Annotated in this window: 27 protein-coding genes; 8 read left to right on the forward strand and 19 right to left on the reverse strand. The window is 69.5% G+C overall.

Features of this window, described 5'->3' with window-relative positions:
• Positions 1 to 84: 84 nt before the first annotated feature.
• The 5 genes from glgB to F0L68_RS21520 form a co-directional block, all read right to left on the reverse strand.
• The gene (glgB, locus tag F0L68_RS21500) at positions 85 to 2,271 is read right to left on the reverse strand and encodes a 1,4-alpha-glucan branching protein GlgB (RefSeq protein WP_223199007.1); all 2,187 of its coding nucleotides are present in this window, start codon (positions 2,269 to 2,271) and stop codon (positions 85 to 87) included.
• Positions 2,268 to 3,641, reverse strand: coding sequence for a maltokinase N-terminal cap-like domain-containing protein (locus F0L68_RS21505; RefSeq protein ID WP_149851419.1), 1,374 nt, complete (start codon positions 3,639 to 3,641; stop codon positions 2,268 to 2,270). Before F0L68_RS21505 ends, glgB begins: the two co-directional genes overlap by 4 nt.
• Positions 3,642 to 3,646: 5 nt before the next feature.
• Entirely contained in the window at positions 3,647 to 5,455 is a 1,809-nt protein-coding gene (gene treS, locus F0L68_RS21510) for a maltose alpha-D-glucosyltransferase (protein WP_149851420.1), read from the reverse strand.
• A 91-nt stretch (positions 5,456 to 5,546) separates the two neighbouring features.
• Positions 5,547 to 5,846, reverse strand: coding sequence for a DUF397 domain-containing protein (locus F0L68_RS21515; protein WP_149851421.1), 300 nt, complete (start codon positions 5,844 to 5,846; stop codon positions 5,547 to 5,549).
• Positions 5,847 to 5,848: 2 nt separating this feature from the next.
• The gene (locus F0L68_RS21520; protein WP_149851422.1) at positions 5,849 to 6,718 is read right to left on the reverse strand and encodes a helix-turn-helix domain-containing protein; all 870 of its coding nucleotides are present in this window, start codon (positions 6,716 to 6,718) and stop codon (positions 5,849 to 5,851) included.
• Positions 6,719 to 6,823: 105 nt separating this feature from the next.
• On the opposite strand from F0L68_RS21520, the gene F0L68_RS21525 reads away from it, so the two are divergent.
• From F0L68_RS21525 to F0L68_RS21535, 3 genes are read left to right on the forward strand one after another with little or no spacing between them, the layout of a single operon-like run.
• On the forward strand, positions 6,824 to 7,048 hold the full coding sequence (locus F0L68_RS21525; protein ID WP_149851423.1) for a hypothetical protein: 225 nt from the start codon (positions 6,824 to 6,826) through the stop codon (positions 7,046 to 7,048).
• Between the two features lie 60 nt (positions 7,049 to 7,108).
• Positions 7,109 to 7,723 (forward strand): hypothetical protein, encoded by a 615-nt coding sequence (locus F0L68_RS21530; RefSeq protein ID WP_149851424.1) that lies wholly within the window; start codon positions 7,109 to 7,111, stop codon positions 7,721 to 7,723.
• A gap of 60 nt (positions 7,724 to 7,783) precedes the next feature.
• Positions 7,784 to 8,701, forward strand: a complete 918-nt coding sequence (locus tag F0L68_RS21535) for a ribonuclease Z (RefSeq protein ID WP_149851425.1) — start codon at positions 7,784 to 7,786, stop codon at positions 8,699 to 8,701.
• Positions 8,702 to 8,816: 115 nt separating this feature from the next.
• Here the strand turns inward: F0L68_RS21535 and F0L68_RS21540 are convergent, their stop codons facing one another.
• The 4 genes from F0L68_RS21540 to F0L68_RS21555 form a co-directional block, all read right to left on the reverse strand.
• Positions 8,817 to 9,560 (reverse strand): DUF6082 family protein, encoded by a 744-nt coding sequence (locus tag F0L68_RS21540; protein ID WP_149851426.1) that lies wholly within the window; start codon positions 9,558 to 9,560, stop codon positions 8,817 to 8,819.
• Between the two features lie 71 nt (positions 9,561 to 9,631).
• Positions 9,632 to 10,267, reverse strand: a complete 636-nt coding sequence (locus F0L68_RS21545) for a DUF6879 family protein (protein ID WP_149851427.1) — start codon at positions 10,265 to 10,267, stop codon at positions 9,632 to 9,634.
• Complete coding sequence (locus F0L68_RS21550) at positions 10,260 to 10,544, reverse strand: hypothetical protein (protein WP_149851428.1); 285 nt, start codon at positions 10,542 to 10,544, stop codon at positions 10,260 to 10,262. The genes F0L68_RS21545 and F0L68_RS21550 overlap by 8 nt, the downstream gene beginning before the upstream one ends.
• 197 nt (positions 10,545 to 10,741) lie before the next feature.
• Entirely contained in the window at positions 10,742 to 12,712 is a 1,971-nt protein-coding gene (locus F0L68_RS21555; protein WP_149851429.1) for an alpha-1,4-glucan--maltose-1-phosphate maltosyltransferase, read from the reverse strand.
• 169 nt (positions 12,713 to 12,881) lie between these two features.
• Between F0L68_RS21555 and glgP the strand changes: the two genes are divergently transcribed.
• The gene (gene glgP / locus F0L68_RS21560; protein WP_149851430.1) at positions 12,882 to 15,461 is read left to right on the forward strand and encodes an alpha-glucan family phosphorylase; all 2,580 of its coding nucleotides are present in this window, start codon (positions 12,882 to 12,884) and stop codon (positions 15,459 to 15,461) included.
• A 309-nt stretch (positions 15,462 to 15,770) separates the two neighbouring features.
• Positions 15,771 to 16,379 carry a hypothetical protein gene (locus F0L68_RS42520; RefSeq protein ID WP_188316721.1) on the forward strand — a complete coding sequence of 203 codons (609 nt, stop codon included), beginning with the start codon at positions 15,771 to 15,773 and terminating at the stop codon, positions 16,377 to 16,379.
• Between the two features lie 196 nt (positions 16,380 to 16,575).
• On the opposite strand, the gene F0L68_RS21575 is transcribed toward F0L68_RS42520, so the two are convergent.
• From F0L68_RS21575 to F0L68_RS21590, 4 genes are all read right to left on the reverse strand, one after another.
• Positions 16,576 to 17,154: a dihydrofolate reductase family protein gene (locus F0L68_RS21575; protein WP_149851433.1), complete on the reverse strand. Its 579-nt coding sequence runs from the start codon at positions 17,152 to 17,154 to the stop codon at positions 16,576 to 16,578.
• A 20-nt stretch (positions 17,155 to 17,174) separates the two neighbouring features.
• Positions 17,175 to 17,921, reverse strand: coding sequence for an SRPBCC family protein (locus F0L68_RS21580; protein WP_149851434.1), 747 nt, complete (start codon positions 17,919 to 17,921; stop codon positions 17,175 to 17,177).
• 1 nt (position 17,922) lies between these two features.
• Positions 17,923 to 18,534, reverse strand: a complete 612-nt coding sequence (locus F0L68_RS21585) for an ArsR/SmtB family transcription factor (RefSeq protein WP_188316722.1) — start codon at positions 18,532 to 18,534, stop codon at positions 17,923 to 17,925.
• A 106-nt stretch (positions 18,535 to 18,640) separates the two neighbouring features.
• Entirely contained in the window at positions 18,641 to 19,258 is a 618-nt protein-coding gene (locus tag F0L68_RS21590; RefSeq protein ID WP_149851435.1) for a P-loop nucleotide/nucleoside kinase family protein, read from the reverse strand.
• 175 nt (positions 19,259 to 19,433) lie between these two features.
• Between F0L68_RS21590 and F0L68_RS21595 the strand changes: the two genes are divergently transcribed.
• Positions 19,434 to 20,141, forward strand: a complete 708-nt coding sequence (locus F0L68_RS21595; RefSeq protein ID WP_188316723.1) for a tetratricopeptide repeat protein — start codon at positions 19,434 to 19,436, stop codon at positions 20,139 to 20,141.
• 131 nt (positions 20,142 to 20,272) lie between these two features.
• On the opposite strand, the gene F0L68_RS42525 is transcribed toward F0L68_RS21595, so the two are convergent.
• From F0L68_RS42525 to F0L68_RS21610, 4 genes are all read right to left on the reverse strand, one after another.
• Entirely contained in the window at positions 20,273 to 20,413 is a 141-nt protein-coding gene (locus tag F0L68_RS42525; RefSeq protein WP_188316724.1) for a hypothetical protein, read from the reverse strand.
• 54 nt (positions 20,414 to 20,467) lie between these two features.
• Entirely contained in the window at positions 20,468 to 21,598 is a 1,131-nt protein-coding gene (locus F0L68_RS21600) for a hypothetical protein (protein ID WP_149851436.1), read from the reverse strand.
• Positions 21,599 to 21,825: 227 nt separating this feature from the next.
• Complete coding sequence (locus F0L68_RS21605; protein ID WP_149851437.1) at positions 21,826 to 22,236, reverse strand: rhodanese-like domain-containing protein; 411 nt, start codon at positions 22,234 to 22,236, stop codon at positions 21,826 to 21,828.
• Positions 22,233 to 22,772, reverse strand: a complete 540-nt coding sequence (locus tag F0L68_RS21610) for a cysteine dioxygenase (protein WP_149851438.1) — start codon at positions 22,770 to 22,772, stop codon at positions 22,233 to 22,235. The genes F0L68_RS21605 and F0L68_RS21610 overlap by 4 nt, the downstream gene beginning before the upstream one ends.
• A 35-nt stretch (positions 22,773 to 22,807) precedes the next feature.
• Here F0L68_RS21610 and F0L68_RS42530 point away from each other — a divergent pair, with 35 nt between their 5' ends.
• Positions 22,808 to 22,972, forward strand: a complete 165-nt coding sequence (locus F0L68_RS42530; RefSeq protein WP_188316725.1) for a hypothetical protein — start codon at positions 22,808 to 22,810, stop codon at positions 22,970 to 22,972.
• A gap of 8 nt (positions 22,973 to 22,980) precedes the next feature.
• Here the strand turns inward: F0L68_RS42530 and F0L68_RS21615 are convergent, their stop codons facing one another.
• Positions 22,981 to 23,742, reverse strand: a complete 762-nt coding sequence (locus F0L68_RS21615; protein WP_149851439.1) for a TioE family transcriptional regulator — start codon at positions 23,740 to 23,742, stop codon at positions 22,981 to 22,983.
• An 81-nt stretch (positions 23,743 to 23,823) separates the two neighbouring features.
• On the opposite strand from F0L68_RS21615, the gene F0L68_RS21620 reads away from it, so the two are divergent.
• A complete protein-coding gene (locus F0L68_RS21620; RefSeq protein WP_149851440.1) occupies positions 23,824 to 25,020 on the forward strand; it encodes an erythromycin esterase family protein in 1,197 nt (398 codons plus the stop codon).
• Positions 25,021 to 25,075: 55 nt separating this feature from the next.
• On the opposite strand, the gene F0L68_RS21625 is transcribed toward F0L68_RS21620, so the two are convergent.
• Positions 25,076 to 26,815: a hypothetical protein gene (locus tag F0L68_RS21625; protein ID WP_149851441.1), complete on the reverse strand. Its 1,740-nt coding sequence runs from the start codon at positions 26,813 to 26,815 to the stop codon at positions 25,076 to 25,078.
• Between the last annotated feature and the right edge of the window lie 13 nt (positions 26,816 to 26,828).

Here is a 26,828-nt window from a genome sequence, read left to right on the forward strand (position 1 = left end):
GCGGCCGGACAATCGGCAGAAATCACCTGGCGCGCGGCCGGGATCGTCGGGCCTATCAGGACAGGTCCGGGTCGTCGGGGCCGGTCAGGACGCGTCCGGGGTCAGCCACACCACGCCGGCCGGCGGCAGTTGCAGCACGGCCGACGCGGCCCGCCCGTGCCACGGCTCGGCCACCGCGCGCACCTCGCCGAGATTGCCGACGCCCGAGCCCCCGTAGCGCTCGGCGTCGGTGTTGAGCACCTCCCGCCACGCGCCCTCGATCGGCAGCCCGACCCGGTAGTCGCGGTGCGGCACGCCCGCGAAGTTGGCCACGCACGCCAGGACCGAGCCGTCCTCGCCGATCCGCAGGAAGCTCAGCACGTTGCCGGCCGCGTCGTTCGCGTCGATCCAGGAGAAGCCCTCCGGCACGAAATCCGCCGTGTACAGCGCGGGATGCGCCCGGTACAACGAGTTGAGGTCGCCGACCAGGGCGTGCACCCCGGCGTGCAGCGGCGAGTCGAGCAGGTGCCAGTCCAGCGACCGGCCCTCCGACCACTCCCGTTCCTGGCCGAACTCGCCGCCCATGAACAGCAGCTGCTTGCCGGGATGCGCCCACATGAACGCCAGCAGCGACCGCAGCCCCGCCGCCTTGTTCCAGTCGTCGCCGGGCATCCGCGACCACAGGGATCCCTTGCCGTGCACCACTTCGTCGTGCGACAGCGGCAGCACGTAGTTCTCGCTCCACGCGTACAGCAGCGAGAAGGTGACCTCGCCGTGGTGGAACGCGCGGTGCACCGGGTCGTGCTGGAGGTAGTGCAGCGTGTCGTGCATCCAGCCCATGTTCCACTTGAAGCCGAAGCCGAGCCCGCCGAGGTGCGTCGGCCTGGTGACTCCCGGCCACGCCGTCGACTCCTCCGCGATCAGCTGCACGCCGGGATGCCGCCGGTACACCGTCGCGTTGAGTTCCTGGAGGAACCGCACCGCGTCGAGGTTCTCCCGGCCGCCGTGCACGTTGGGCAGCCACTCGCCTTCCTTGCGCGAGTAGTCCAGGTACAGCATCGAGGCCACCGCGTCGACCCGAAGGCCGTCGAGGTGGAACTCCTCGATCCAGTAGAGGGCGTTGGCCACCAGGAAGTTGCGCACCTCGTTGCGGCCGAAGTCGAACACCAGCGTGCCCCAGTCGGGATGTTCGCCCCGGCGCGGGTCGGCGTGCTCGTACAGGGCCGTGCCGTCGAACCTGGCCAACGCCCACTCGTCGCGCGGGAAGTGCGCAGGCACCCAGTCCATCAGCACGCCGATGCCCTGCTGGTGCAGGAGGTCCACGAACGCGCGGAACTCGTCGGGGCTGCCGAACCGCGAGGTCGGCGCGTAGTAGGAGGTCACCTGGTAGCCCCAGGAACCGCCGAAGGGATGCTCCGCCACCGGCAGCAGCTCGACGTGCGTGAAGCCGGACTCCGTGACGTAGGCGCCGAGTTCGGTGGCCAGTTCCGCGTAGCCAAGGCCCCGCCGCCACGAGCCGAGGTGCACCTCGTAGACACTGACCGGCCGGCGCGACCAATCCGCCGCGTCGCGCTCGGCCTCCCAGTCCTGGTCGCCCCACGCGTACTCCGAGGCGGCCACCACCGACGCCGTCGCTGGCGGGCGTTCGGTGGCGAACGCCATCGGGTCGGCCTTCTCGTGCCACGACCCGTCCTGGCCGAGGATGCGGAACTTGTACCGGGAGCCGACCGGGACACCCGGCAGGAACACCTCCCAGATTCCCGAGGAACCCAGTGACCGCAACGGGTTCGCGCGGCCGTCCCAGCCGTCGAAGTCGCCGCAGACCCGCACGCCCCGCGCCGTCGGCGCCCACACCGCGAAGGACACGCCCTCGACCGGGCCACCCGCCGTGTCGTAGCTGCGGCGGTGCGCGCCGAGCACGTCCCACAGCCGCTCGTGCCGGCCCTCGCGGATCAGGTGCAGGTCGAGTTCGCCCAGCGTCGGCAGCCAGCGGTACGGGTCGTCGACCAGCTCGACCCGGCCCGCGTAGTCGACCTCGAACAGGTACTCGGTGAGCGCCTTCGGCAGCAGCGCGGCGAACAGCCCGTCGGTCAGCCGCTCCAGCTCGTGCCGCTCGTCGCCGGCCAATACGGCGACCGAGCTGGCGCCGGGCCGCAGGGCCCGCACCACGGCCCCCTCGGGGTGCGGGTGCACACCGAGCACGGAGTGCGGGTCGTGGTGCGACCCGGCGAGCAGGCGGCGCACGTCGTCCTCGGCGGGTGCGGCCGTCGGATCGGCGGGCTGGTGAGTCACTGGTGATCTCCTTCGGTGGTGATCCGCGCGATGGAGGACAGCGGGACAGTCAGCCATTCCGGGCGGTTCGCGTGTTCGTAGGCGACCTCGTAGACCGCCTTGTCCAGTTCGAACGCCCGCAGCAGCGTGGCGTGCCCGCGCGGGTCGCCGACCGAGCGCGTGGCCACCTCGGCGTAGCCGTCGCAGAAGGCGTCCCGGTTGCGGCGCGACCACTCCATCGCCCGCCTGGCCAGCTGGTGGTCCTCCGGCTGGCCGACGAGCAGTTGGTGCGCCGCGTAGTCAAAGGATCGCAGCATTCCGGCGACATCGCGCAGCGGCGAGTGCAGTGCGACGCGGTCCTCGGCGGGCGCGGCCGGCTCGCCCTCGAAGTCGATCAGCAGCCAGCCGGAGACGGTCCGCAGCACCTGGCCGAGATGCAGGTCGCCGTGCACGTGCTGGACGGTGATCGACTCCTCGGCGTCGACGGCCTTGTCGAACGCGGCCCGCAGCTCCGCCTCGTACGCGCCGAGTTCGGGCACCGAGGTCAGCACGGCGTCCAGCCTGCGCTGCATGGCCGCGACGACCCCGGCCAGCCGTTCCGGCCCGAGCTGCTCGTGGCCGAGCGCCCGGTCCAGGTCCGAGTGCACCGCGCCGACGGCGTGGCCGAGCCGGTGCGCCTCGGCGGCGAAGTCCCCGCCGACCTCGTCGGCGTGCAGGTCGGCCTCGGCCATCAGGTCCCGGACGCTGGTGGTGGCCATGGCCCAGCCGTCCACCGCGTCGGCGACGAAGGGCTGGAGCATGCCGAGCGTGGTCGGTTGCCCGGCCAGCTCGCCGGTGATCGAACCGAGCGGCTCGGCGATGTGCTCGCAGCCGACGGCGTGCAGGGCGCGGTGCCGCACCAGGTCCGGGTTGGGACCGGGGGTCAGTCGGCGGAACAGCTTGAGGATGTACTGGTGGCCGAACACCAGCGACGTGTTGCTCTGCTCGGAGGTGATCGGCCGCGCCCGCAGCCCGGTCTCCAGTTGGACGCCGGGCTCGGTCTCGAACACGAGCGTGTCGACGCGGCTGTTCCCGGCGATCAGGTCGAGCAGCGGCGCGGTGGCGTCCGAGTCGGCGGACGCCTCGTAGCCGGGCCCGATCCAGCTCGACCGTAGGTGGTCGGGCAGCTCGTGGCGGTCGCCGACGAGCAGTTGGTAGGGCTCGCGCCGGTCCTGCTGCTCGACCTCGACCATCACGTGCACGAGCAGCGGGTCGCCGTCGTGCAGGACCGTGCTGCGCAGCGGGCGCACGGCCAGCACCGGGCGGTCCTTGCCGGCGAACCAGCGCTGGTTCGGCAGCCATCCAGGCAGCCCAGCCACAAGGCCGCTCACCAGCTCGGATGGTTCGGGCACCTCGCTCACCTTGCCTCGCCGTCGTCGACCGTCCGCACGATCTGGAACCAGTAGAACCCGTGCCCCGGCAACGTGAGCAGGTAGGGCAGCTCGCCGACCGTGGGGAACTGCACGCCGCCGGTCAGCTCGACCGGGGCGCACCCCTGGTGCTCGGACAGGTCCAGCTCCACCGGTTGCGGGAACCGGGAGAGGTTGTTCACGCACACCACGATGTCCTCGGTTCCCTCGTCGGAGGCCAGCCGGCGCAGGAAGGCGAGCACGCTCGGGTTCGACGAGCCCAACTCCGTGAAGCTGCCGAGGCCGAAGGCAGGGTGTTGCTTGCGAACCTCGATCATGCGCCGGGTCCAGCTCAACAGCGACGAGCTGTTGTTGAGCTGCGCCTCCACGTTGATGGCCTGGTAACCGTAGACCGGGTCGGAAATCGCCGGCAGGTAGATCCGGTTCGGGTCGCACTGGGAGAAGCCGGCGTTGCGGTCCGGGGTCCACTGCATGGGCGTGCGGACCGCGTCGCGGTCGCCGAGCCAGATGTTGTCGCCCATGCCGATCTCGTCACCGTAGTAGAGGACGGGGGAGCCCGGCAGGCTGAGCAGCATCGCCGTGAACAGCTCCTGCTGGTTGCGGTCGTTCTCCAGCAGCGGGGCCAGTCGGCGTCTGATGCCGATGTTGGCCTTCATTCTCGGGTCCTTGGCGTACTCGGTGTACATGTAGTCGCGCTCGTCGTCGGTGACCATTTCCAGCGTCAGCTCGTCGTGGTTGCGCAGGAAGATGCCCCACTGGCAGCCGCTGGGGATCTCCGGGGTCTGCGACAGGATCTCCGAGATCGGGAACCGGCTCTCCCTGCGGACGGCCATGAAGATCCGTGGCATCAACGGGAAGTGGAACGCCATGTGGCACTCGTCGCCGCCGATCGCGTCGTCGCCGAAGTAGGCGACGACGTCGGCAGGCCACTGGTTGGCCTCGGCGAGCAGCACGCGACCCGGGTACTCGTCGTCGACGACCTTGCGGCAGCGCTTGAGGAACTCGTGCGTGCGGGGCAGGTTCTCGCAGTTGGTGCCCTCCTCCTCGAAGAGGTAGGGGACCGCGTCGAGCCGGAAGCCGTCGATGCCGAGGTCGAGCCAGAACCGAAGCACCTCGAGCATGGCCTCCTGGACCTCGGGGTTCTCGTAGTTCAGGTCGGGCTGGTGGGAGAAGAAGCGGTGCCAGTAGAACTGGCCGCGCACCGGGTCGTAGGTCCAGTTGGAGGTCTCGGTGTCCACGAAGATGATGCGGGCGTCGGCGTAGCGCTGGTCGTCGTCGCTCCACACGTAGAAGTCGCCGTAGGGGCCGTCGGGATCCCTGCGGGACTGCTGGAACCAGGGGTGCGCGTCCGAGGTGTGGTTGAGGACGAGGTCGGTGACGACGCGGATGCCGCGCCGGTGGGCCTCGTCGAGCAGGTAGACGAAGTCCTCCACGCTGCCGAACTCGGGCAGCACGGCGCGGAAGTCGCTGATGTCGTAGCCGCCGTCGCGCAGCGGAGACGCGTAGAACGGGGGAAGCCACAGACAGTCGATGCCGAGCCACTCGAGGTAGTCCAGCCGGCTGGCCAGGCCGCGCAGGTCGCCGGTGCCGTCGCCGTCGGCGTCGCTGAACGCGCGGACGAGGGCCTCGTAGAAGACGGCGTTCTTGAACCAGTTCGGGTCGCGGGGGACGAGGGACGCGGACCGGAAGTCCTCGGCCTGCGGTTCGATGAGGTGGCCGTCCGGCGAGATCCCCTCGCCGGTGTGCGGCACCCCGTCGAGACCGAGCGCTGCGTCCGGTCGGGGTTCTCCGGGCATGGCAAAACTCCTCACCGTCGACGGACGTCCGCCCCCCTTGCTTGCCCCCATCCTTGCTTCGGCAAACGGGCCGGGCAGCTTGAGTGCGGCGCTAGCCGGCTATCGTGCTGGTCAGGAAGCGGGTCCAGGCGTCGGAAGTGACCCACAACGCACCGGCACTGGGGTTCTTCGAATCCCGAACTCCGACGAGATCGGCGACCAAGCGGACCTCGACGCAGTTGTCGTCCGCGCCTCCGCTGTGACTGCTCTTGAACCACCCGACCTCGACGCAGTTGTCGGTCGCGCCGCCGCTGTAGCTGCTCTTCGTCCATCGCACCTCGACGCAGTTGTCGGTCGCCGCGCCGCTGTAGCTGCTCTTCAACCACCCCGTGTCACGAATGTCCTTGCGCATGGCTAACTCCTCTTCAGAGCGTCCTCGACCAGTCCTCTCGATTCTGCCTGGCTGGCAGCCATTTCTCGAAGCCTGACGAACACTCGGCCCAGGGCCTCGGTGTCTGCGGACCCGTCGAGATAGGGCGACGGACCGAGCGCGACAGACATGAACCCCACTGGTGGCGTTGGGTTTTCGAAGCACAGCAGGGTGAATCCAGCATATGGGGCGGGACTGTTCCTCGCCGTCGCGCTGATCACCCGAATACTGATCTTGGGATGTTCCTCGGTGATTCGGAGCATGTGTTCGAACTGTCGCCGCATGACCTGAGGACTACCGAACTCGGTGGCCAGTGCGTCATCGCTGAAGATGAACTCCAGATCCTTGGCCGGTTCGACCTCGAAGACCGATCGCTGCCGGTCCAGACGGAAGTTCACCCGGCTCACCCGCTCCTGATACGAGCTGTCCCACCAAAGGCCGTCGCCCGCCGCGACCAACGCCTCCGCGTAGTCGGCGCACTGGAGCAGGCCGGGGAAGATGCCCTTCTCATAGGCGGAGATGCCGCTCGCCTGGCTCTCCATGGTCCAGATCCGGCGGTAGGAACCCGGCAGTTGGTCGACATAGGCGCGCTGCTTGGGCTGGCGCTTCCGTGCCTCCACGCCGAAGTCGAGGACCTTCGTCCGGTCCGCCTCGTTCGCGCCGAGGAAGTCCAGCAGCGCGACCAACTCCTCGGGTGTGAGGTTCGATCGACCGACCTCCACCTTGTTGATCCGCGTGTGGTCCCTGCCGATGGCGCGGCCCACCTCGGCCTGCGATCGACCGGCCTGTTGGCGCAACCGCTTCAGTTCGCCGCCGAGCAGCCGCCTGGGAATGGTCTGCAATGCTTCGCCCACGTCACGACCCTCCCATGCACGCGGTCAATCACTCCATCGAGGCATCGTGAAGGCTGCTATAGCGACCGATGCTAGATGCACAGATCCGAAGGGGAGGTCAGGACTATGAGCGCATCGGTGACCGTGGGTACCTGGGTGTGGGCGGGCGAGGGCGCGCAGATCGACTACGTGGTCGCCGACTCCGGTCAGTCGGTCGGCTTCCTCTTCCGCGCGGATCCCGACTTCGAACTCCTCCTCACCGAGGAGGTCCTGGCCCGCTGCGCCGCCATCTTCCCCAAGGCGCTGGCCGAACTCCGCGCAACTCCGACCACCGGCGACTACGACGACTGACCTCGACCTGGCGGCCCCTCGACCGCTAGCGTGCGTCCTACGGTCCTACAGGGGAACGTCATGCGCGCACCCGAGATGTCCGAGGCGCTGGCGGAACTGCACGAGGTGTTCGGCCCATCGCTGCTCCCGAAAGCGTTGCGCCGCTTCGCGTTCACGAAGCGGAGCACCCGGAGTGACGTCGACCCGCTGAAGCGCGCCCTGCCGCACCTGCTGGAACTCGCCGCAAGGGACGACGACGATCGCGACCTCGGCAAGACCGTCGGCAGGCTGGTCGCCGCGCACTGGCAGCGCTGGCCCGACGTCGAGCGGCGGGCCGTCAGGCGCTACGCCGAAGCCCTGTGGCGGCACGTGTTGACGGTGTACCCGGGCGTTCGGGCGGCCGGGCCGGTGCTGGACTCGCTGCGGACGCTGCTCGGTGACGCGTCGCCGCTGCTGGACAGCTGGCGGGGCACCACGACGGAAACGGCCCTGTGTCAGCTCGCCAAGCTGATCGGCGACACGGTGCGACCCGGACCGGTGCCGGCGGACCGGCAGATCGTCGCCTGGCTGGCGCACCCGGACCTGACCGAGGCGCTGTGGGAGGGGTTCTTCGTGGCGTCCTCGCACACGGTGGCCCACTTCCTGGAGGACGCCCTTGAGGACCTGAGCGTGCTGCACCCCACCGGCGAGCCGTGACCGGGCGTCGTCGGGGCAATTGATCGTGCGCCGCGCGCCGTCGCTGCCTATCGTCCGGCTGTGTCCAACCGGGAACTGATCGTGCTGGGAACCGCCAGCCAGGTGCCGACGCGCCGCCGCAACCACAACGGCTACCTGCTGCGCTGGGACGCCGAGGGTCTGCTCTTCGACCCCGGCGAAGGCATCCAGCGGCAGATGCTCCTGGCGGGAGTCGCCGCCAGCGACGTCACCCGGCTCCTGGTCAGCCACTTCCACGGCGACCACTGCCTCGGCGTCCCCGGCATCGTGCAGCGGCTCTCCCTGGACAAGGTCGCGCATCCGGTGCACGCGCACTACCCGGCCTCCGGGCAGCACTTCTTCGAGCGGCTGCGGTACGCGAGTTCCTTCTACGAGACGACCGATCTCCGCGAAGAGCCCGTCGACACGGACGGGCCGTTCGCGACGGGACCGTTCGGCCTGCTGGAGACCCGGCGGCTGGAGCATCCCGTCGAGTCCTTCGGCTACCGGCTGGTCGAGCCGGACGGCCGCCGGATGCGGCCGGACAAGCTGGCGGAGTTCGGCGTCAGCGGCCCTCTCGTCGCCGAACTGAGCCGCGCCGGCACGCTGGACGTCGACGGCCGCACCGTCACCCTGGAGCAGGTCAGCGAGCACCGGCCCGGCCAGCGGTTCGCGTTCGTCATGGACACCCGGCTGTGCGACGGTGTGTACGCCCTCGCCGAGAATGCCGACATGCTGGTGATCGAGTCGACGTTCCTCAACCAGGACACCGAGTTCGCCACCCGGTACGGCCACCTCACGGCCGCCCAGGCGGCCAGGGTCGCCGCCGAGTCGGGCGTGCGCCGGCTGGTGCTGACGCACTTCTCCCAGCGCTATCCCGATCCCACGGCCTTCCACGCCGAGGCGGCCGAGGTCTTCGACGGCGACATCGTGGTGGCCGAGGACCTGGCCCGCATCCCCGTGCCCAAGCGCGCCACGTAGATCTCAAGGACATCACACATCTGGGCACTCGGGGCGAGCAGTAGCGGACAAAGCCGGTTGGCTTGGGGCGTTGGTTACTGACCCTCAGGAAGGCACTCGATGAACGTCCGCTCTTTCACTGTCGTGCTCGTGGCGTTGACCGTCTCGCGCGGCGACTGCGCAGCGCGCGACGCGCGGCGAGCAGCGCGATCGGGGCTGCCGCCCCGCATCCCGCGGCGGCCAAACAGGCAAGCCACCGTCGTTCGACAACTGGGTGAGGTGGTCGGACGGTCCTGTGTCCCAGGCCGGGTTCGCCCGGCACAGCGGGCCGTTGCACTGCTTCGAGATACGCCTCGTCCAGAATGTGAAAGAACCGCAACGATCGCCGGTCCGGGTATGCGGTGGCCCAGAAGTCCCGCGCTGACTGCCAGAACCGGCGTCCCGGCATGCCGGTGAAGACGCCGAGGGCGGAGGCGCGCAGCTCCGCCTCCGTCGTCTCGCCGATCTCGTACGCCGCGTACCAGTGGGCCACGAGCAGATTGACGTAGGTGTGCTGGCGCTCCGTGTCGAAGCTCGGCGTCAGGTACGGCCCAAGGCAGTCCATGTACAACGGTTCATCCAGCGCCATTCGCATGAGGTCCGTGTGCAACCCACGCAGCGCGCTTTTTCTCGCGGCCTTCGCTTCCCGGTTCTGGATTACGAGCGAAGCCGCCACGCCGCTGAGTGCGATGACCGCGATCATCGCCGACACGGCGCCGTAGGTCTGGCCGATGTTGCTCAGGCGTGCCCAGTCGACATGGCTGCCGTCATCAAGGGCACGCAACGCCAACGGCGACGCGACCACGACACCGAGAGCCAGCAGCACGAGCAGCGGAACCACTGAAATCAAGATCACCCGCGCTGTGGACGAACCGCCCTGTCGCGATCTCGATGACGAGCCTCTCGTGGATCTCACCGGTTCCGGGAGAAGACGACTTCTGGACCAACGACAGGAGGGGGCAACTCCACGATCTCCCGCTGGAAGAACGTGCGCAGATCCTCGCCTTGTGAGTGGAGTTCGGCGACGTCGACCAGACACCCGGCGATCAGTTCGCGATCGGTGAACTTGCGAGCGCCGTACAGCGTGTCGTTCGTGTCGTAGAGAACCTCGTACATGGCCAACTCGCCGAGGAAGATGAGTTCCGGCAGGCTGTCGTCTAACGCGAATCGGTCGAGTGATTCCGGAGTGACTACCCGAATGCTCTCCCCGTGTTCCGCGCGAAGCATCAACCCGTGCAGTTCCCACTGGAGATACGGCGTGACCGGTTGTCCGACTACGCGCACGCGGCGCGACACCATGCCTCGCCGCGCATCCTCGGCGAACTCCGCTTCGACGGCCGAACGGGCGCGTTCATGCAACCGCAGAGCCTCGGTCCAGTGACCGAGGGCGAATGCTTCCCAGCTTGGGTTGTCGGGTTCTCGGAAGTGCTGACGTCGCTCCAGCTTGTCAAATCTGCTGATACGTCCCCAGTACTGACTGACGTCGACGTTGTAGCCGTCGCTTCCGTTGAAGATCTCACCCGGCGCCTCGTGGACGCGTTCAAGCATGCGGTATGTCCCTCCGTGCTGCCACGATGGTGGCACGGGGAACGACCACGAGCCGCTCGTCATCGACCACGTTCACTCCGTCAGGGAGTCGGTCGGCGTAGATGTCGGTCAGGTCGCGCCCGATCACTGCCACATCACCATTGGACAGCTCCCAGATGTCCGGGCAGCCCGTTTTGGCTAAAGTTTTGTCTAGTTCTTGCGGTGATTTGCCAAGTCGCCTGGCGAAGGTTGCTGTGGGATCCGCTTCCCAAGGCCGGACGTTGTGCGTATCGGTCATCGTGACCTCCGCGTGCCAACGCTGTGACTACGCAGAGTGTCGCACTGGTCGCTGGTTTCGGCAAGAAATGTCGCGCGAATACGGCAATACGGTTGACCAATCGGCAGAATGCCATATTGCATTCAGGGCCGGGACCGTTCGCCGTGCGGCGACTGATGGCTGTGGTCTCGCCGATCGTGTTCTGAGTCGCGGGGTTCTCAGGCCCGAGTGAGGCTCACGATGTGGGCGACCGTGCGCCACGGCTCCAGCCGGACGTAGTTGGCCTGGCCCCAGTTCCACGTCTCGCCGGTGACCTCGTCGTGCGCGATGAGCCGTTCGTGCCACTCGAAGCCGAACGCGGCCAGGTCGAGCCACAGCGTGCCGTCCTGCGCCGCGTGCGGATCCAGGTTCACCACGCACACGACCGCGTCCCCGGTGGCCGGGTCCGTCTTGGAGTACGCGAGCAGGGCGTCGTTGTCGATGTGGTGGAACCGCAGCGTGCGCAGCTGGTGCAGCGCCGGGTGCGCCCGCCGCGCCGCGTTCAGCTTGGCCAGCCACGGTTGCAGCGACCGGCCCTGCGCGAGCGCAGTCGCGTAGTCCCTCGGCCGCAGCTCGTACTTCTCCGAGTTCAGGTACTCCTCGCTGCCCTCGCGGACGGCCTGGTGCTCGTACAGCTCGTAGCCCGAGTACACGCCCCACGTCGGCGCGAGCGTCGAGGCCAGCGCGGCGCGCAGCGCGAACATCGCCGGGCCGCCGTGTTGCAGCGACTCGTGCAGGATGTCCGGGGTGTTCACGAACAGGTTCGGCCGCGCCTCGTCGGCGTGCTCGACGAGGTCCACCGCGAAGTCGATGATCTCCTGCTTGCCGGTCCGCCAGGTGAAGTACGTGTAGCTCTGGGTGAAGCCGAGCTTCCCGAGCCCGTACAGCCGCGCCGGCCTGGTGAACGCCTCGGCCAGGAACAGCACGTCCGGATGGGTCCGCTTGACGGTCCAGATCAGCCAGTGCCAGAAGTCCGGCGGCTTGGTGTGCGGGTTGTCCACCCGGAAGATCCGCACCCCGTGGTCGATCCAGTGCAACACCACGCGCAGCACCTCGGCGTACAGGCCCTGCGGGTCGTTGTCGAAGTTCAGCGGGTAGATGTCCTGGTACTTCTTCGGCGGGTTCTCCGCGTACGCGATCGTGCCGTCCGGCCTGGTGGTGAACCACTCCGGGTGCTCGTGCACCCACGGATGGTCCGGCGCGCACTGCAACGCCAGGTCGAGCGCGACCTCGACGCCCAGTTCGCCCGCCCGCGCCACGAACGCGTCGAAGTCCTCGATGGTGCCGAGCTCGCAGTGGATCGCGTCGTGCCCGCCGTCGGCCGAGCCGATCGCCCAGGTGGAGCCGACGTCCTCCTGCCCGGACACCACACTGTTGTTGGGGCCCTTGCGGTTTGCCTTGCCGATCGGGTGAATCGGCGGCAGGTACGCGACGTCGAAACCCATGCCGGCGACGCGCTCCAGCTCGGCCGCGGCCGTGACGAACGTGCCGTGCACCGCCCGCCCGGTCTCGTCGAAGCCGCCGGTGGAGCGCGGGAAGAACTCGTACCAGGACCCGTACAGGGCCTTCGGCCGGTCCGTCCAGATCCGGTGCGTCCTGCCCTTGGTGATCAGCTCGCGGACGGGGTGGTCGTGCAGCACCCGCCGCACCGGTTCGCTCAGCGCGCCAGCCACCCGTTCCGGCAGCGGCCGGTCGGTGTCCCGCAGCGCGGCGGCGGCGGACGCGAGCCGCGCCTTGTCCGCGCGGCGGTCGGGTCGGCGCGACACCCGGTCGAGCAGCAGCGCGCCGGACTCCAGGTCGTTGGCCAGGTCCTCCGGTCCCTGGCCCGCCGCGATCTTCACCTCGACGGCGTGCAGCCAGGTCGCCCACGGGTCGCTCCACGCGTCCACCCGGAAGGTCCACTCGCCGACCGTCGTCGGCACGATCACCGCCGCCCAGCGGTCCAGCCCGGCGCCCTGCTCGACCATCCTGGTCTGCCGCGCGGCGCGGTCGCCCGGCCCGCGCCACGAGACGGTCGCCGCCACCGCGTCGTGACCCTCGCGCCACACGGTCGCCTGAACCGGGATATGCTCGCCGACCACGGCTTTCGACGGGTAGCGTCCGCAGCTGACCTGCGGTGAGACGTCGTCGATTCCGAGTCGTCCACTCATGGGCAATGCCCTCTCGCGCGGCGTGCGGTTCGTTGCGGGTGGTTGCCTTCCAGTCTGCCTTGGCCGCTCGGGGGTTCGCACTCTGGGCGGGGATCTTCACTGCAAACATTTGCGGTATGGCGTGGGAATCTTGTCCTGATCGGTGGGGTGCGGGATAGGGTCCGCAACCGTGAGAGCACTCAGCCGGTTCACTGTTCGCGCCAGCCTGCCGGAACCGCTGGCCGCGCTTGGCACGCTCGCCACCAACCTGCGCTGGACGTGGCACCCGCCGACCCAGGACCTGTTCGCCTCGCTGGATCCGCAGGTGTGGGAGCAGGTCGGCGGCAACCCGCTCCGGCTGCTGTCGGAGGTGCCCGTCGAGCGGTTGGAACTGCTTGCCGGCGACGAGGGCTTCCTGATGCGCACCAGGGCGATCGCCGACGACCTGCACCGCTACCTGACCGCGCCGAGGTGGTACCAGCGCCGCCAGGAGGAGCTGGCCGGTCACGGAGAGGGCGGGGACGACCACTCGCTGCCGACCTCGATCGCCTACTTCTCCATGGAGTTCGGCGTCACCGAGGCGCTGCCCAACTACTCGGGCGGCCTCGGCGTGCTGGCCGGCGACCACCTCAAGGCCGCCTCCGACCTCGGCGTGCCGCTGATCGGCGTCGGCCTGCTCTACCGGTCCGGCTACTTCCGGCAGTCGCTGTCGCTGGACGGCTGGCAGGTGGAGCACTACCCGGTGCTCGACCCGCGCGGCCTGCCGCTGGAACTGCTCGCCGAGCCGTCCGGCGCGCCCATCCTCGTGCACGTCGCGATGCCCGGCGGCCGGGTGCTGCGGGCCCGCGTGTGGAAGGCGCAGGTCGGCCGGATTCCCTTGCTGCTGCTGGATTCCGACGTCGAGGAGAACGACGAGGACCTGCGCGGCGTCACCGACCGGCTCTACGGCGGCGACCAGGACCACCGGATCCGCCAGGAGATCCTGGCCGGCGTCGGCGGGGTGCGCGCGGTGCGCACCTACTGCGAGCTGACCGGCGTGCACCAGCCCGAGGTGTTCCACACCAACGAGGGCCACGCGGGTTTCCTCGGCCTCGAACGGATCCGCGAGCTGATCACCGGCCAGAGCCTCGACTTCGACCAGGCGCTCACCGCGGTCCGCGCCGGCACGGTGTTCACCACGCATACCCCGGTGCCGGCCGGCATCGACCGCTTCCCGGTCGACCTGGTGCAGCACTACTTCGGCTCGGAGGACCTGCTTCCCGGGGTGAGCACGCAGCGGGTGCTCGCGCTCGGCGCCGAGGACAACCCAGGGCTGTTCAACATGGCGCACATGGGTTTGCGGCTCGCGCAGCGCGCCAACGGCGTGTCCAAGCTGCACGGCGAGGTCAGCAGGGCGATGTTCCGCGGCCTGTGGCCCGGCTTCGACACCAACGAGGTGCCGATCGGCTCGGTCACCAACGGCGTGCACGGGCCGACCTGGGCGGACGGCGGGATCAGCAAGCTGCTCGGCGAGTCTGAGGACCCGTCCGCGCCGAGCGGCGTCGGGTTGGTCGGCTTCGAGCCGGTGACCGATGCGCTGCTCTGGGAGCTGCGGTGCGGCCTGCGCGCCAGGCTGGTCGACGAGGTGCGCAGGCGGGTGCGGGCCGCCTGGTTGCAGCGCGGCGCGTCCGCGCTGGAGCTCGGCTGGACCGAGTCGGTGTTCGACCCCGAGGTGCTGACCGTCGGCTTCGCCCGGCGGGTGCCGACCTACAAGCGGCTCACGCTGATGCTGCGCGACCCCGAGCGGCTGCGGGCGCTGCTGCTGCACCCGGAGCGGCCGGTGCAGCTGGTGGTGGCCGGCAAGTCGCACCCGGCCGACGACGGCGGCAAGGCGCTGATCCAGCAGATCGTCCGGTACGCCGACGATGCGGGCGTGCGGCACCGCATCGTGTTCCTGCCCGACTACGACATGTCGATGGCCCGCTACCTGTACTGGGGCTGCGACGTCTGGCTGAACAATCCGATGCGGCCGCTGGAGGCGTGCGGCACCTCGGGCATGAAGTCGGCGCTCAACGGCGGCCTGAACCTGTCCATCCGGGACGGTTGGTGGGACGAGCTGTACGACGGCAGCAACGGCTGGGCGATCCCGACGGCCGACGGTGTGACCGACCCGACCAGGCGGGACGACCTGGAGGCCGCGGCCCTCTACGAGCTGCTCGGCTCGCAGGTCGCGCCGCTGTTCTACGACAGGGGCGGCGACGGCGTGCCGAACCGCTGGCTGGCGATGGTGCGGCACACGCTCGCCACGCTCGGCCCCGACGTGCAGGCGTCGCGGATGGTGCGCGAGTACGTGGAGTCCTACTACGCGCCCGCCGCGCAGTCGGCCAACTCGGTGCTCGCCGACGGGTTCCAGGGCGCGAAGGACCTGGCCGGCTACCGGGCCAGGCTGCGGGCCGCGTGGCCGCACATCTCCGTGCTGGAGACCGGCATGTCCACGGAGGCGGCAGGCGCCCCGCTGCTCGGCGCGCCGGCCATCGTGTGGGCGCGGGTCGAGCTGGCCGGCCTCGAGCCGTCCGAGGTGGACGTGCAGGCGGTGCTCGGCAGGGTCGGCGACTCCGACGAGCTGTACGACGTGGTGACCGCGTCGATGCGGCACACCGGCAACGGCGGCTACGAGATCGAGGTTCCGCTGCCGCACGCGGGCTCGCTGGGGTACACCGTTCGGGTGTTGCCGAGGCACGAGCTGCTGGCGTCGCCAGCCGAGCTGGGACGCGTCGTCCTGGCGGGTTGATATGGGACATAAGGGAGCCACCGGTCGATTCGTTCGGCCGGTGGCTGCTGTCCTCCGGGCGGGCGGCCGTCGGGACCTGTCGGTCGCGGATGGTGGATATTTCTCCTCGTTACACCGTTGTGTGCATTCTCCGATTGGGGGATGGCGTCACTTCCGGTAATCGGAAGATGATCTTTTTGGCGCGATGCGTGTTCGCGTGCGTTTAGGGGTTCACTATTGAGTGAATTCCGTATTTCACCAGCTCAGCGGTTGTGTGACCGTGCTTACCATCCCCGGGTCCGACTGGAGGAAAGCACGAGGAGGAAGAGCATGTTCAGGAAATGGGCTGTTTATCTCCCGCTGGTCGCGGTCCTCACCTCGGCCGCGGCCGCGCCTGCCATCGCGTCGGCCGCGGGACCGCAGGACCCGCCGACGCCACCGGCGGCCTGCGCGGCGGACAACCCGGCCCTGAAGGCCGTGACGGACGCACTCGACAAACTCACCAAGGCCCTCACAGCCATTCCGCCCGACCCGGCCAAGGCTCAGCCCGTGCTCGGCGACCTGTTCAACGCGCTGCTCGGCGCGCAGGCGGCCAAGTGCCTGCCGGCCCTGCCCATGAGCCCGCCGGCCGTGCCGGTGCCGCTGGCCGACCCGCCCCTTCCGGTGCCCGTGCCGACGCCGCCGCTGCCCGTGCCGACGCCGCCACTGCCTGGCGGCGACGCCACCAAGTGCCTCACGGCCGTCGTTGACCTGCTCTCCGGCACGCTGTCGACGCTGAGCGCGGCTATTACCGGCGCGGTCGCCGTTCCGCCGGACCCGACCAAGCTGCTGGCCGCCGTGAAGGTCGTGGTCGACGCGCTGAAGGCGATCAACGACAACAACTGCCTGCCGATCAAGCTGCCGATCCCGCCGATTCCCGGGCTGCCGCTGCCCGCCTGACCAATCGCCGAGGAGGGAGACGGCCGTGACGCCCGGATGCCGAGCCGGGCGTCACGGCCGTGTTTTTGGGCCTCGCTTCGCTCGGCCGGCGAGTTCGCCTCAAGTCGGCCCCTTCGGCTTCTCGGGCGACTCCGCTTCGCTCCGTCGCCCTCCTGCGCCTCCAGGGACCGACGGCGAACTCGCACACTCCGCACCGTCACAAAGTGAAGGGGCCGGCGGTTCGGTAGGTGATGATGACGATGCCGGACGGCATGGGCTGCGTGCTGGCGAGTTCGAACGACTGCGCGGGGGTTCCATCCGCGAAGAAGCGCTTTCCCGTGCCCAGCAGGACCGGATAGACGATCAGCACGACTTCGTCCGCGAGTCCATGTTCTAGCAGTGTCGAGGTCAGGGTGGAGCTACCTGAGAGGACCAGGTCCGGGCCGTCCTCCGACTTGACGCGGCGAACGCCCTCGACGATGTCCTGTCCTAGGTCCTCGAACGGGCCCCAGTCAAGACTTTCCGGACGGTGGGTCGCGACAAATTTCGTTGCCGCACAGAGGCGATCCGCCATCGGACTGCTCGGCGCCTTTGGCCAGAAGTCTGACCAGAGATCGTAGGTGTGCCGGCCGAGCAGCAGATCGAAGCTCTCGCCATACGCGGCGAGCACAGCGTCCCGCCCCTCGGGGGTCCGATAGGGCGGGGTCCAGTCCCCGTAAGGGAAATTCCCGCCGTCGTCGGTGTGCTGGATTACGCCGTCCAGCGAGATGTGTTCAATGATCTTGAGTTTTCTCATGTGAGTCTCCTTGTGGTGCATTACGCGAAGGCGGTGTCCAGCCACGACTTGTACGCGGTCTCGATCTTCGTCTCGTCCTCGTCGTCGGAAAAGCCGTGGTACTCCACGACGAGTGCGTGCAGGTAGCCCCTGAGCAGCATCAGGATGCCGTTGGGCGTGTGGACGCCGACGCAGTGCGGTGCGCTCACGAAGTCGACGGTTCCCGTCAGGTTCGCAAGTCCTGGCACGTCCAAGCGCACGCGCGCGCCCTCGGTGATCTCGCCAACGGACAGGGTGTCGGCGAACGTCGACCAGGCCTTGGCGGCGTCCGCGACGGCCGGCCCGATCAGGAACAGGTTGAACTTCGACGTGCGGCCAGGGAAGTGCGCCAGGTAGGCGGCCAGCTTGCGCAGGTGCATCGCATCGCCCACCTTGATCCCGTCGTACTGCGCCTCCCAGTCGTCGCCGAGTAGGCCGTTGTGCACGCAGCGCAGCACCGAGCTGCCGCCCTCGCGCCCCTCGATGAGGAACTCGAAGGCCGCGAACGTGCCGTCCGGGTCGTCGCCACGGAACGCGAGGTGCCGACCCGGCTCCCACGCGGTGATCGTCGATTCCTGGGTGTAGCCGGGCATCTCCAGTCGGTTCGTGCCGCCCTTCCCCGGCGCGATCTCGCTGTGCCCCATGAACCAGGAGTCGAGTCCGGGGCCGGTGGCGATGGCGTCCCACACCTGCTCGGGGGTGGCGGCCAGGGCGATCTCCTCGCGGATCTCGAACTCGTGCGTGGCCATGTCAGGCCTCTTTCGGGTCAGGTTTGGTGTCGCCGGTTTTGAGGCTCGGGTGAATGGCCAGCACGACCCTGTGGTCGCGGCCGCCGGGCGCGTGCTCGTCGTGGTAGCGGCTGACCAGCGCCGCGATCGTGGTGGTGAGTTCCTCCGCGAAGGCGGCGCGTTCGGCCGCGCTGGCGAATCGCACGTTCGCGTCCAGGCCGAAGGTCGCCAGTGGCTTGCGGGTCTTGGTGGCGCTCTCGATCAGCGTGCCGACGTCCCGCACGAGCCTCGCGCCCAGTGCGAGCAACCAGCGGGCGGACAACCGGTCCGGTGAGCGGGCCGGGTCGGGCTGGACGGCGCCAAGCACGGTCGGTGAGATCACGTAGGAGAGCGCGGTCGCGCGCAGCACGCGCTCGGTGACGTTGCCCTTCTTCCGCTCCTCGACCAGCTCGATCAGACCGTGCCGCTCCAGTTCCCGCAGGTGGTAGTTGACCTTCTGGCGAGCGAGCCCGACCCGCCCGGCCAGCATCGTGGCCGAGCCGGGTTCGGCCAGTTCGGCAAGCAGCCTGGCCCGCATCGGGTCCATGCAGACCTCGGCCGCGGCCGGGTCGTCGATCACTGCCACGTCCAACATGCGACTACTGTTACGCCGACAGTTTGAATTGTCAAGACAAAAATATTTGTCGGTGACGCGCTCACAGGCTTGTTGTTGCTGCCGCCTGTAGGTGGGTTGTCCGGGCCTACTTGGCGGACTCGACGCGTTGGTGGCGCGCGACCAGTACCTCGTCGGCCAGTTCGGCTGGGGTGAGCCGGTCGGAACGCAGTATGAGCGTCCCGTCCGGCTGACGGGCGGCAGCGGCCGGGTCCACCCGACTCAGGGCCCACTCGATGACCGACTCGCCTGCCTCTGGGTCGCCGGGTGTCTCTGCGTTGCCGGGTGTCTCTGCGTTGCCGGGTGTCTCTGCGTTGCCGGGTGTCTCTGGGTTGCCGGGGATCGGCGCACGGGCACTGAGCCGCGTCCTTAGCACGTCAGCGTCTGCCTCCAGGAAGACGTGCAGAACGTCCTCGCCCGCGTCAGCCAGGCCGCCGAGGATCTCGGCCCGGTAGGCGTCACGGGTCAGCGACATCGGAACAATGAGCGTGTGCGCGTGGTGCCTGCGCAGCGACAGTGCCGTCGCGACGACCAGCTCCCGCCAGCTCGGCAGGTCCTGGAAGTCGTCGTTGGGCGGCGTCCACTTCCACAGCATCAGGCCGACGTCCTCCGGGTCGTACACGACCGCGTCCGGGAGTCGTCGGTGCAGCTCCTGCGCCAGGGTCGTTTTCCCGGCTGCGAACCCGCCGTTGAGCCAGATGATCACCGTCGCAAGGTATCCGGCAGTTCGCAACACCGCCACCTACCTCTGAGTTACGCCACCATCTCCGCCAACTGACCCCGAACACCGCTCTATTGGCCGGACTAAATCGTGCCGGTGACCACCCGTGACCTTGACGAAAATGGTTTGCCAAGCACAACGGACCGAACAAGCTTGTACGGTGATGCACACCGGGGAACAAGCAGGCGACCTGCTGGCCGAAGGCGCGGAAGCGCTGCTGGAAGCAGCTTTCCGCACGGGCGACTACACGATCGCGCACGCAAGGCTGAACCAGGCGCGCGACGTCGTCCACGACCGCGCGACCGAGGCCGCTATCGCGGACCGGCTTGGTTGGCTGCTGCACTTCCAAGCTCTGGATGACGATCGGGACACCTCCCGCGTGGACGAGGAACTCGCGTTGTTCCAGCGGGCACTGGACATTCGGCGGGACATGGGGGATCTCGGTGGCGTGGCCGCCGCGTTGTTCGGCGTGGGGCTTGTGCACCAGGTGCTGCGCCAGGATTGGGCTACCGCCATGCCGCACTTCCGGGAGGCCCTCGCGCTGGCCGAGCACGCTGATGTGCTCTATCGCTCCGAGATCCATCGACACATCGGCTTCTTCTACATGATCGCCGATCCGCAGCCGGACCAGGCGGCCCAGCATCTGAGCACGTCCCTGGAACTGCGGCACCAGCACGACGACAAGCGCTGGCTGCCCTCGGGGACGCAGGCTTTGGGCTGGGCGATGCTGGCGGCGGGCCGCCAGGACGAGGCCGTAAGGCTCATCCGTGAGGCGCTCGACCAGGCTCACATGGTCGGACTGCGCGCGTCACGGGTCTCGGCCATCGAGGAATCCCTACGCCTGGCCGAGACCGGCAAAATCGGCTGAAGCCGACCGTATCGCAGTTCGGCGCCGTGAAGCGCAGCCACCGATGGCCACCCGCAGCCCCACCTGCCTCCACCACGGCATCCGTGATCACCTTGACAAGTTCGGGATCCCAGTCCTCAGTGACCACGTGCTTAAGCGTGACTCACCGAGGCGTTGGCCTCCAGCCAGGGGATGATCGCGGCAACGAAGCCGTCGGGGTTGGTCATGGGGCGGCCGTTCATGGTGGCGACCAGGTGACCGACGCCGAACAGGGCGAGGCACGTTGTGGACAAACCGCGTGAGGTGCGGCGGGTCCGGTGGAAGCGCGAGGTGCGCCGGGTGGCTGGTCAGCTGATGTCCAGGCGGGCTCGGGTCTCGGCGACTCGGGGCCACCACGCGGCCAGTGTCTCGGCTTCGGCCAGTGCCTCCCGCGCCGCCGCGTTGTTGCCGGCCGCCATGTGGGCGCGGGCCACCGTGGCCAGGTCGTCCGCCCTGGTCAGGGCGTAGTCGCTCAGCTCAGCGCCCTGCGTCGCCAGGCTGATCGCCTTGTGCGGCTCGCCCTCCAACAGCGCCAACAGGCCGAGCGTGCCGGTCAGCCGGTACTTCGGGCAGCCCAGCTCGGCGGCGCCGTCCGCGGCCCGGTGCGCCGCCGGCAACCCGACGTCCGGTTCGAGCTGTCCGGCTTCGACGGCCGCCGCGGCGAGGCCGGCCATCCCTGCCAGCACCATCGCCATTTCCCTCGGCTGCTGGTCCGGCAGCCGCATCAGCCCGCTGATCAGCAGCAGGCCCTCGCCGTACCGACCCCTGGCGTTGAGCAGCGCGGCCCGCGCCGCCGTCGCGCTGTTCAACTGCGGGTGCAGGTCGGCGAGCTGGCGGGCGGAGCGCTCCGCCGCGTCCAGGTTGCCGGCCTCCATCGCGTCCACGGTCTGCGCGACCAACGGCGCTGCGTCCAGTTCCGCGGCGGGACGGCCGGTCAGCCCCGGCAACCGGAACAGGTACCAGCCGACCGACGTCGAGCCCGCGGTCCGGCGCGGCAGCAGCGAATGCGCCAGCGTCGCCGTCGCGGACACGGCCGCGCCCATCCAGTACGTCGCGCCGGCACCGAGCCAGCACAACCCGACCGCGATCAGGCCGACCGTGGCCGAGCCGATGCTGGCCAGCCACATCCGCCGCCGGGCGGGCGCGCGCTGCGGGCCGATGCCGACGTGGAACAGCAGCGGGATCGCCCGCAGCACCACGCGCCGTCTCGGCGAGGACCACTCGCGCACCTTCGCGCCGACACCGACCATCACGTAGTGCACCCGAACGCCGAACGCGAGCGCGCCGAGCAGGATGCCGAGCTGCATGGCGGCCAAGGCCAGCAGGAAGCCCGACAGGTCGCCGAGAAGGGCGACGAAGACGCCGTCCTTGTCCCAGGACAGCGGCACGATGACGGCCAGCACGGCGATCGACAACAACGTGCCCGGACGCAGGAGCATTCGTCTGAAGCGCACGAACCTCGAGACGTTACCGGTAGTGCACAGGTTGCGTCGCGTATGTGGGTGAGTGGTCTGCCACGGTGCAGAGGTGTTGCCCGATGGGGCAGATCGGTGGCGCGGTTGGGTGGTGCCGGCGGGTGGTGACGGTGGGTGGTGCGGTGGGTAGTCCAGCGGCGCGGTCGGGTGGTGCGGTGGTGGTTGGTGCAGTGGCGCGGTTGGGCGGTGCGTCAGGTGATTGGCTGGGTGCCGCCTTCGCGGATCGGCAGGCCCGCGGCGCGCCAGGCTCGGTAGCCACCGACCAGGTCGGTGGCGTGCCGCAGGCCGATTCGGCGCAGGTCCCGCGCCGCGAGGCTGGACGCGTAGCCCTCGTTGCACAGCACGACCACCCGCGTGTCCTCGGTCAGCTCGGGCAGCTTGTGCTCGCCGAACGGGTCGAGCCGCCATTCGAGCACGATCCGCTCGATCGGGATCGAGTCGGGGATCTCGCCCTCGGCCAGCCGGTTGTGGTGCGGCCGGATGTCCACCAGCAGCGCCCCGGCCCTGCGCAGCTCGTCCGCCTCCGCGGGCTCGACCCGCCGCAGCTCCCCGCGCGCCTCGGCGAGCAGGTCGTCCACGCCGAACCCCGGCCGCGCGGTCATCGCCGCACCTGCGCCGGCAGCTGCGGGATCGTGGTCGGAATGTCGGCGAGGCTCGCGTACTCGCGCGTGGGCACCAGCGGCGGCGAGTACGCGTGCACGCTGGCCGCGTCGCGCCGGTCCAGGTTGCGGACCTGGTGCGCGCGACCCGCGCCGAACCCCACGGTCGCGCCGACCTCACGGCGCTCGCTGCGGATCGGCCCTGCCGGGTAGCGGTAGTCCTCGGTGAGGTCGCCGAGCAGCACCGTGAACGACCCGGCCGCGCCGCCGTGGTCGTGTGGCTGGGTGCCCTGACCTGGCAGCCAGGACAGCAGCCACAGCTCGACACCCTCGGTCAACGCCAGCCGCACCCACCAGCGTTCGGCCCGCTCGAAGCGCAGCACGTCCAGCAGCGGGGTGGTCAGTTCGCTCGCCACGATCGAGGTCAGGTCGCGGAGCTGGCGCGGCGTCCACAACGGACGCTCAGGGTGGATCAGGTCGTGCAACAGCGGCAGATCGAGGGTGGGGTGGACGTCGAGTTCGTTGACCGAGGCCGTCATCGTTCGCTCCTGGTGGCAGGCGGGTCCTGTCAGCGATGGAGACGCGGCGAACCAGGGCCCTCGCGAACGGGGGAACTCCCGCCTACGAGCCCGTTGCGCGCCGCGTCCCGCGACACGCGCACGAGGCGACCAGCAACAGGTCGACGGCGCGGTCGCACCAGGTGAACAGCGGGCGGTACACGGTCGCGATCGTGCCATGACCGGTCGCCTACCGCATCGACTCCCACTCAGTGGTACGCGCGAATCCCGTTGGCGCGGGACGGCCGGGCAGGTTCAGGTAGTGGCTGAGCTGGGCGGCCGCGTCGAGCATGGCGAGGCCCTGCGCGGTGAGCTTTCGTTGCCAGTCGTCCAGGGCGCCGGACAGCGTGTCGGTGTCGCCGGCCGTTCGGATCTGGCTGACCACGGTGGCGATGTGATCCAGCGGGTAGCCCCCGCGCCTGAGCAAGTGGGCGAGTTCGGCGTCGCGGGTGTCGCTCGCGCGGAACAGGCGGTAGCCGGTGACCGAGTCCCGTGCCGGGGTGAGGATGCCGGCGTCCTCCCAGTTGCGCAGGGTGGCCGGGGTGACGCCGAGCTGGTGGGCGAGTTCGCCGATGGTGCGGGATTCGGGGTCGTCCGCCAGGTCCGGGACGGCGTCGGACTCGGCCGTCAGGTGGTCCACCGCCTTGCGGACCGCGTCCAGGGTGTCTCGGTCGCGGAGCAACTGGTGGTGGCCGCGGTCGATGATCGTCAGGACGTCGTTGAGCCGGTCGCGGTGCAGCGCGTTCATGATCCGGCCTGCGGTCGAGTGCCCGTAGGCCGGGATGAGCGCGAGGAACGTGCGGAGCGCGGTCGCGTGCGCGTCGGTGTAGATCCGGTAGCCGCTGCCGGTGCGCTCGGCGGGTGGGAGGAACCCGTCGCGCTCGTAGTTGCGGACGGCCTGGGTCGAGATGCCGTGTTCGCGCGCCAGGTCGGCCGGTCGCAGGGTTCTCATCGGTTTGAGACTTTAGTGGATGAAATGGTGGCGAGCGCTTGGAAAGTCTCAACTGGGCTGTCAACGATACGATTGAGTCTCATGAGTCAGGACATTCGAGACTTCGTCACCGCGTCGGCCGAGCTGGTGGCGATCGGCGAGCCGACGCACCAGGAACCGGCCTTCGCGCGGGTCCGCAACGAACTGTTCGTCCAGCTGATCGACCGAGGTGTCCGGTCGATCGCGCTGGAGACCGATCGGGTGGCCGCGCTCGCCGTGAACGACTTCGTCCAGGATGGCGTTGGCACCCTCGACGTGGTGCTGAGCGAGGGCTTCTCGCACGACTTCGGAGCCCTGGTCGGCAACAGGAACCTGGTCAGCTGGATGCGCGACCACAACCGGAGCCGACCGTCGGCGGAGCGACTGGCCTTCCATGGCTTCGACGCCCCGACGGAGAACACCAGCGCGCCCAGCCCCCGGCGCTACCTCGAACACGCCCGCGACTACCTGGGACTCGACGTCGACCTGGCGGGCCTCGCCGGCGACGACGAACAGTGGGGCCGCACGGAGGCCATCCTGGACCCGGCGATGTCGATGGGCGCCACGGCTGAGGCCGAGCGGCTGCGGTCGGCCGCCGAGGACCTGCTCACCGCGCTCCACGCGCGCGCACCCGAACTGATCGCGGCCACCTCGCGGGACGAGTGGTTCAGGGCCAAAACGCAGCTCACCGCCGGTCTCGACCTGCTCCGCTACCACAAGCAGGCGGCGCAGCGCCTCGACCGGGGTCCTCGGTTGTCCCGCCTGCTGGCCACCAGGGACGCGATCATGGCCAAGAACCTCCTCGACATCCGAACCATCGAGGCCCAACGGGGAGCGACCCTGGTCTGCGCGCACAACGCCCACCTACAGAAGAGCCCAAGCACCCTGCGCATGACCGACGAGGACTTCAACTGGATCGGCGCTGGCGCCATCGTCAGTGCCCTGCTTGGCGAGAAGTACACCTTCTTCGCGGGCAGCCTTGGCCGCAGCGACGCGCTCGGGCTCGCGGAGCCGGCGGCGGACACGTACGAGGGCTTCCTTCAGGGCCGCAGCACCATCTGGGGTCTGACGCTGACCACCGAGATCCCGTCCGCCCGCACGCGCGCCGACACCATCCCGGAGCGGGGCTACTACGCGCTCGACCGCGTGACCCTCGACGGGGCCGACGCGGTCCTGCACATCAGCGACGGCGCATCGGCCGGGAACACGATGAGCGGCACGGGCGGACTCAGCGAACCGGTGCACGGCGGCCGGGTCTGATCGGCTGAGCTTCGGCACCACCGCGCACCCCTGGCGAGGCGACTGCCACAAACGGTCAGGCGCGGCGGCTGCGGTACTTCGCGGCGAGGCGGCGGGCCGTCCTGGCCAGGTCTCGGTCGGGGTGCGCGGTGCCGATGGCGTCCAGCACCTCGGCGGTGCGGGCGTGCGTCGAGTTCCACAGCTCGGTGAGGAAGTCCAGCTGCTCCTGCGGCGACCGCACGTCGACCACCCACCTCGCGACGGTGTCCGCGCCCTGGCCGTCCAGCAGCACACCGAGGAACTGGATCCGCGCGTTGGCCAGCCGCTCCGCGCCGATCTCCGCCTCCTCGAGGTGGCCCCGGTTGAGCAGCCACACCACCGCGGCGAAGTCGTTCGGACCGCCGAGCAGCAGGCGGACCTGCGCGGGCGCGGCCTCCTCGAAGGCGACGCCGACCAGGTCGAGGCCGGTCAGCGACTGGATCGGTGGCCTGCCCTGCGCGAACATCTCCGCCAGCAACTCGCGGCACGCCTGCGGTTCCGGCCGGTCCTGCGCCCACACCTTCAGATCGGCGAACCAGCCGCTCAGGTCCATCCGGCCGACCAGGCTCGCCAGGTCGGCCGCGGTGGTGTCGGCCGCATCCGGCCGCACGAGGACGCGGATGCCGAACTTCTCCGCCCGCCGCGCCGCGACCCGGTAGCCGCACTGCGTCAGCCGCGCCACGCCACCGCGCTGCCGGGGTCGGCCGTCGACCAGCGTGGTGTGGCCGCCGTCGAGGGTGAGGACGCCGCACTCGGCCAGCAGTGCGAGGAGTTCCCGCATCAGGTCGGGCACCACCGCGTCGATCCGGTCGCGGGACAGCGGCATTCCGTGGTTCGCCGAGTCGATCATCAGCTCGGCCAGGATGTCCAGGTTCGCGCCGTCCGCGCGCAGCTCGCCTGCCAGGATCTCGCCGAGCAGCCGGTCGGCCCCGTCCTCGACGTACGCCGCCAGGTCGACGTCCGCGCGTTCGCGCAGGAAACTCAAGGGGGACAACAGGATTAGCGAGTCGACCGCGCGGTCGAGCGCCTCGATCGGATCGGCCTCGACCAGCGGCCAGGTGGGGCCCTCGGCCAGCCGGCCGTCGGCCCTGCGCAGCGCGCCGACGACCGTCGCCCAGGACAGGTACCACTCCAGCGCGAGGACGTCCGCGTCGTGCTGGCGGTGCTCGACGCCGGCCAGCAGGTCAAGGACCCCGTCCGCGCGCAACACGGCCAGCAACGCCTCGGTGGTCTCGGGGTCGAGCCCGCCGGCCTCGTCGAGCGGTTTGCCCGCCACGCCGAAATACCCGCGGAGTTGCGCGAACCGGCGCAGCACCGGAGCTTTTCCCGCGGCGGCGCGGCGACTGGCCTCCGTCGGCAGCGGCACCGGGCCGATTCGCGGCCTGGTCGCCTCCATCGCGGTGAGGAACTCCTCGGTGAGTTCCAGCGCGTAGGCGGACAGCCGGTCTGCTGGATCGCTGTCCTTGGTGAGCATCGCGGCCTCGCCGAGGAAGATCATGGTGCACGCCAAGGCCTCCGGAACCTCCCTCGCCCGGTCCGGCGGCGCGGTCAGCTTGCTCGCCAGGAAGTCCACCAGACACTCGCGGATGTCCGGCAGCCGCCAGCGGCCGAGGTGGCCGTCGCCGCTGGACCACTTCCAGAAGAACAACAGGCTGCTGACTTCCGGGTCCGTGCGGTAGTCCTCGCGCTCGTCCAGCCAGTCGGCGAACCGCTCCACCAACTCGGCGCTCGTGGTGTGGAAAGCTTCCTCGTCCCGGACTCCGAAGCGCAGCCGCATGCGGAGAGGGTGT

The sequence above is a fragment of the Solihabitans fulvus genome (genome assembly GCF_008386585.1).
GTDB classification, from domain to species: Bacteria; Actinomycetota; Actinomycetes; order Mycobacteriales; family Pseudonocardiaceae; genus Solihabitans; species Solihabitans fulvus.

Bases quoted from the DNA above. Each gene is read 5' to 3' on its own strand.
- F0L68_RS21515 (WP_149851421.1), bottom strand. From the start codon at position 5,846: ATGCGCAAGGACATTCGTGACACGGGGTGGTTGAAGAGCAGCTACAGC.
- F0L68_RS21585 (WP_188316722.1), bottom strand. From the start codon at position 18,534: ATGTTGGACGTGGCAGTGATCGACGACCCGGCCGCGGCCGAGGTCTGC.
- F0L68_RS21530 (WP_149851424.1), top strand. From the start codon at position 7,109: ATGCGCGCACCCGAGATGTCCGAGGCGCTGGCGGAACTGCACGAGGTG.
- F0L68_RS42530 (WP_188316725.1), top strand. From the start codon at position 22,808: ATGGAGACGCGGCGAACCAGGGCCCTCGCGAACGGGGGAACTCCCGCC.
- F0L68_RS21545 (WP_149851427.1), bottom strand. From the start codon at position 10,267: ATGCTTGAACGCGTCCACGAGGCGCCGGGTGAGATCTTCAACGGAAGC.
- F0L68_RS21615 (WP_149851439.1), bottom strand. From the start codon at position 23,742: ATGAGAACCCTGCGACCGGCCGACCTGGCGCGCGAACACGGCATCTCG.
- F0L68_RS21600 (WP_149851436.1), bottom strand. From the start codon at position 21,598: ATGCTCCTGCGTCCGGGCACGTTGTTGTCGATCGCCGTGCTGGCCGTC.
- F0L68_RS21555 (WP_149851429.1), bottom strand. From the start codon at position 12,712: ATGAGTGGACGACTCGGAATCGACGACGTCTCACCGCAGGTCAGCTGC.
- F0L68_RS21525 (WP_149851423.1), top strand. From the start codon at position 6,824: ATGAGCGCATCGGTGACCGTGGGTACCTGGGTGTGGGCGGGCGAGGGC.
- F0L68_RS21620 (WP_149851440.1), top strand. From the start codon at position 23,824: ATGAGTCAGGACATTCGAGACTTCGTCACCGCGTCGGCCGAGCTGGTG.
- F0L68_RS21575 (WP_149851433.1), bottom strand. From the start codon at position 17,154: ATGAGAAAACTCAAGATCATTGAACACATCTCGCTGGACGGCGTAATC.
- F0L68_RS21580 (WP_149851434.1), bottom strand. From the start codon at position 17,921: ATGGCCACGCACGAGTTCGAGATCCGCGAGGAGATCGCCCTGGCCGCC.
- F0L68_RS21610 (WP_149851438.1), bottom strand. From the start codon at position 22,772: ATGACGGCCTCGGTCAACGAACTCGACGTCCACCCCACCCTCGATCTG.
- treS (WP_149851420.1), bottom strand. From the start codon at position 5,455: ATGCCCGGAGAACCCCGACCGGACGCAGCGCTCGGTCTCGACGGGGTG.
- F0L68_RS42520 (WP_188316721.1), top strand. From the start codon at position 15,771: ATGTTCAGGAAATGGGCTGTTTATCTCCCGCTGGTCGCGGTCCTCACC.
- F0L68_RS21550 (WP_149851428.1), bottom strand. From the start codon at position 10,544: ATGACCGATACGCACAACGTCCGGCCTTGGGAAGCGGATCCCACAGCA.
- F0L68_RS21605 (WP_149851437.1), bottom strand. From the start codon at position 22,236: ATGACCGCGCGGCCGGGGTTCGGCGTGGACGACCTGCTCGCCGAGGCG.
- F0L68_RS21625 (WP_149851441.1), bottom strand. From the start codon at position 26,815: ATGCGGCTGCGCTTCGGAGTCCGGGACGAGGAAGCTTTCCACACCACG.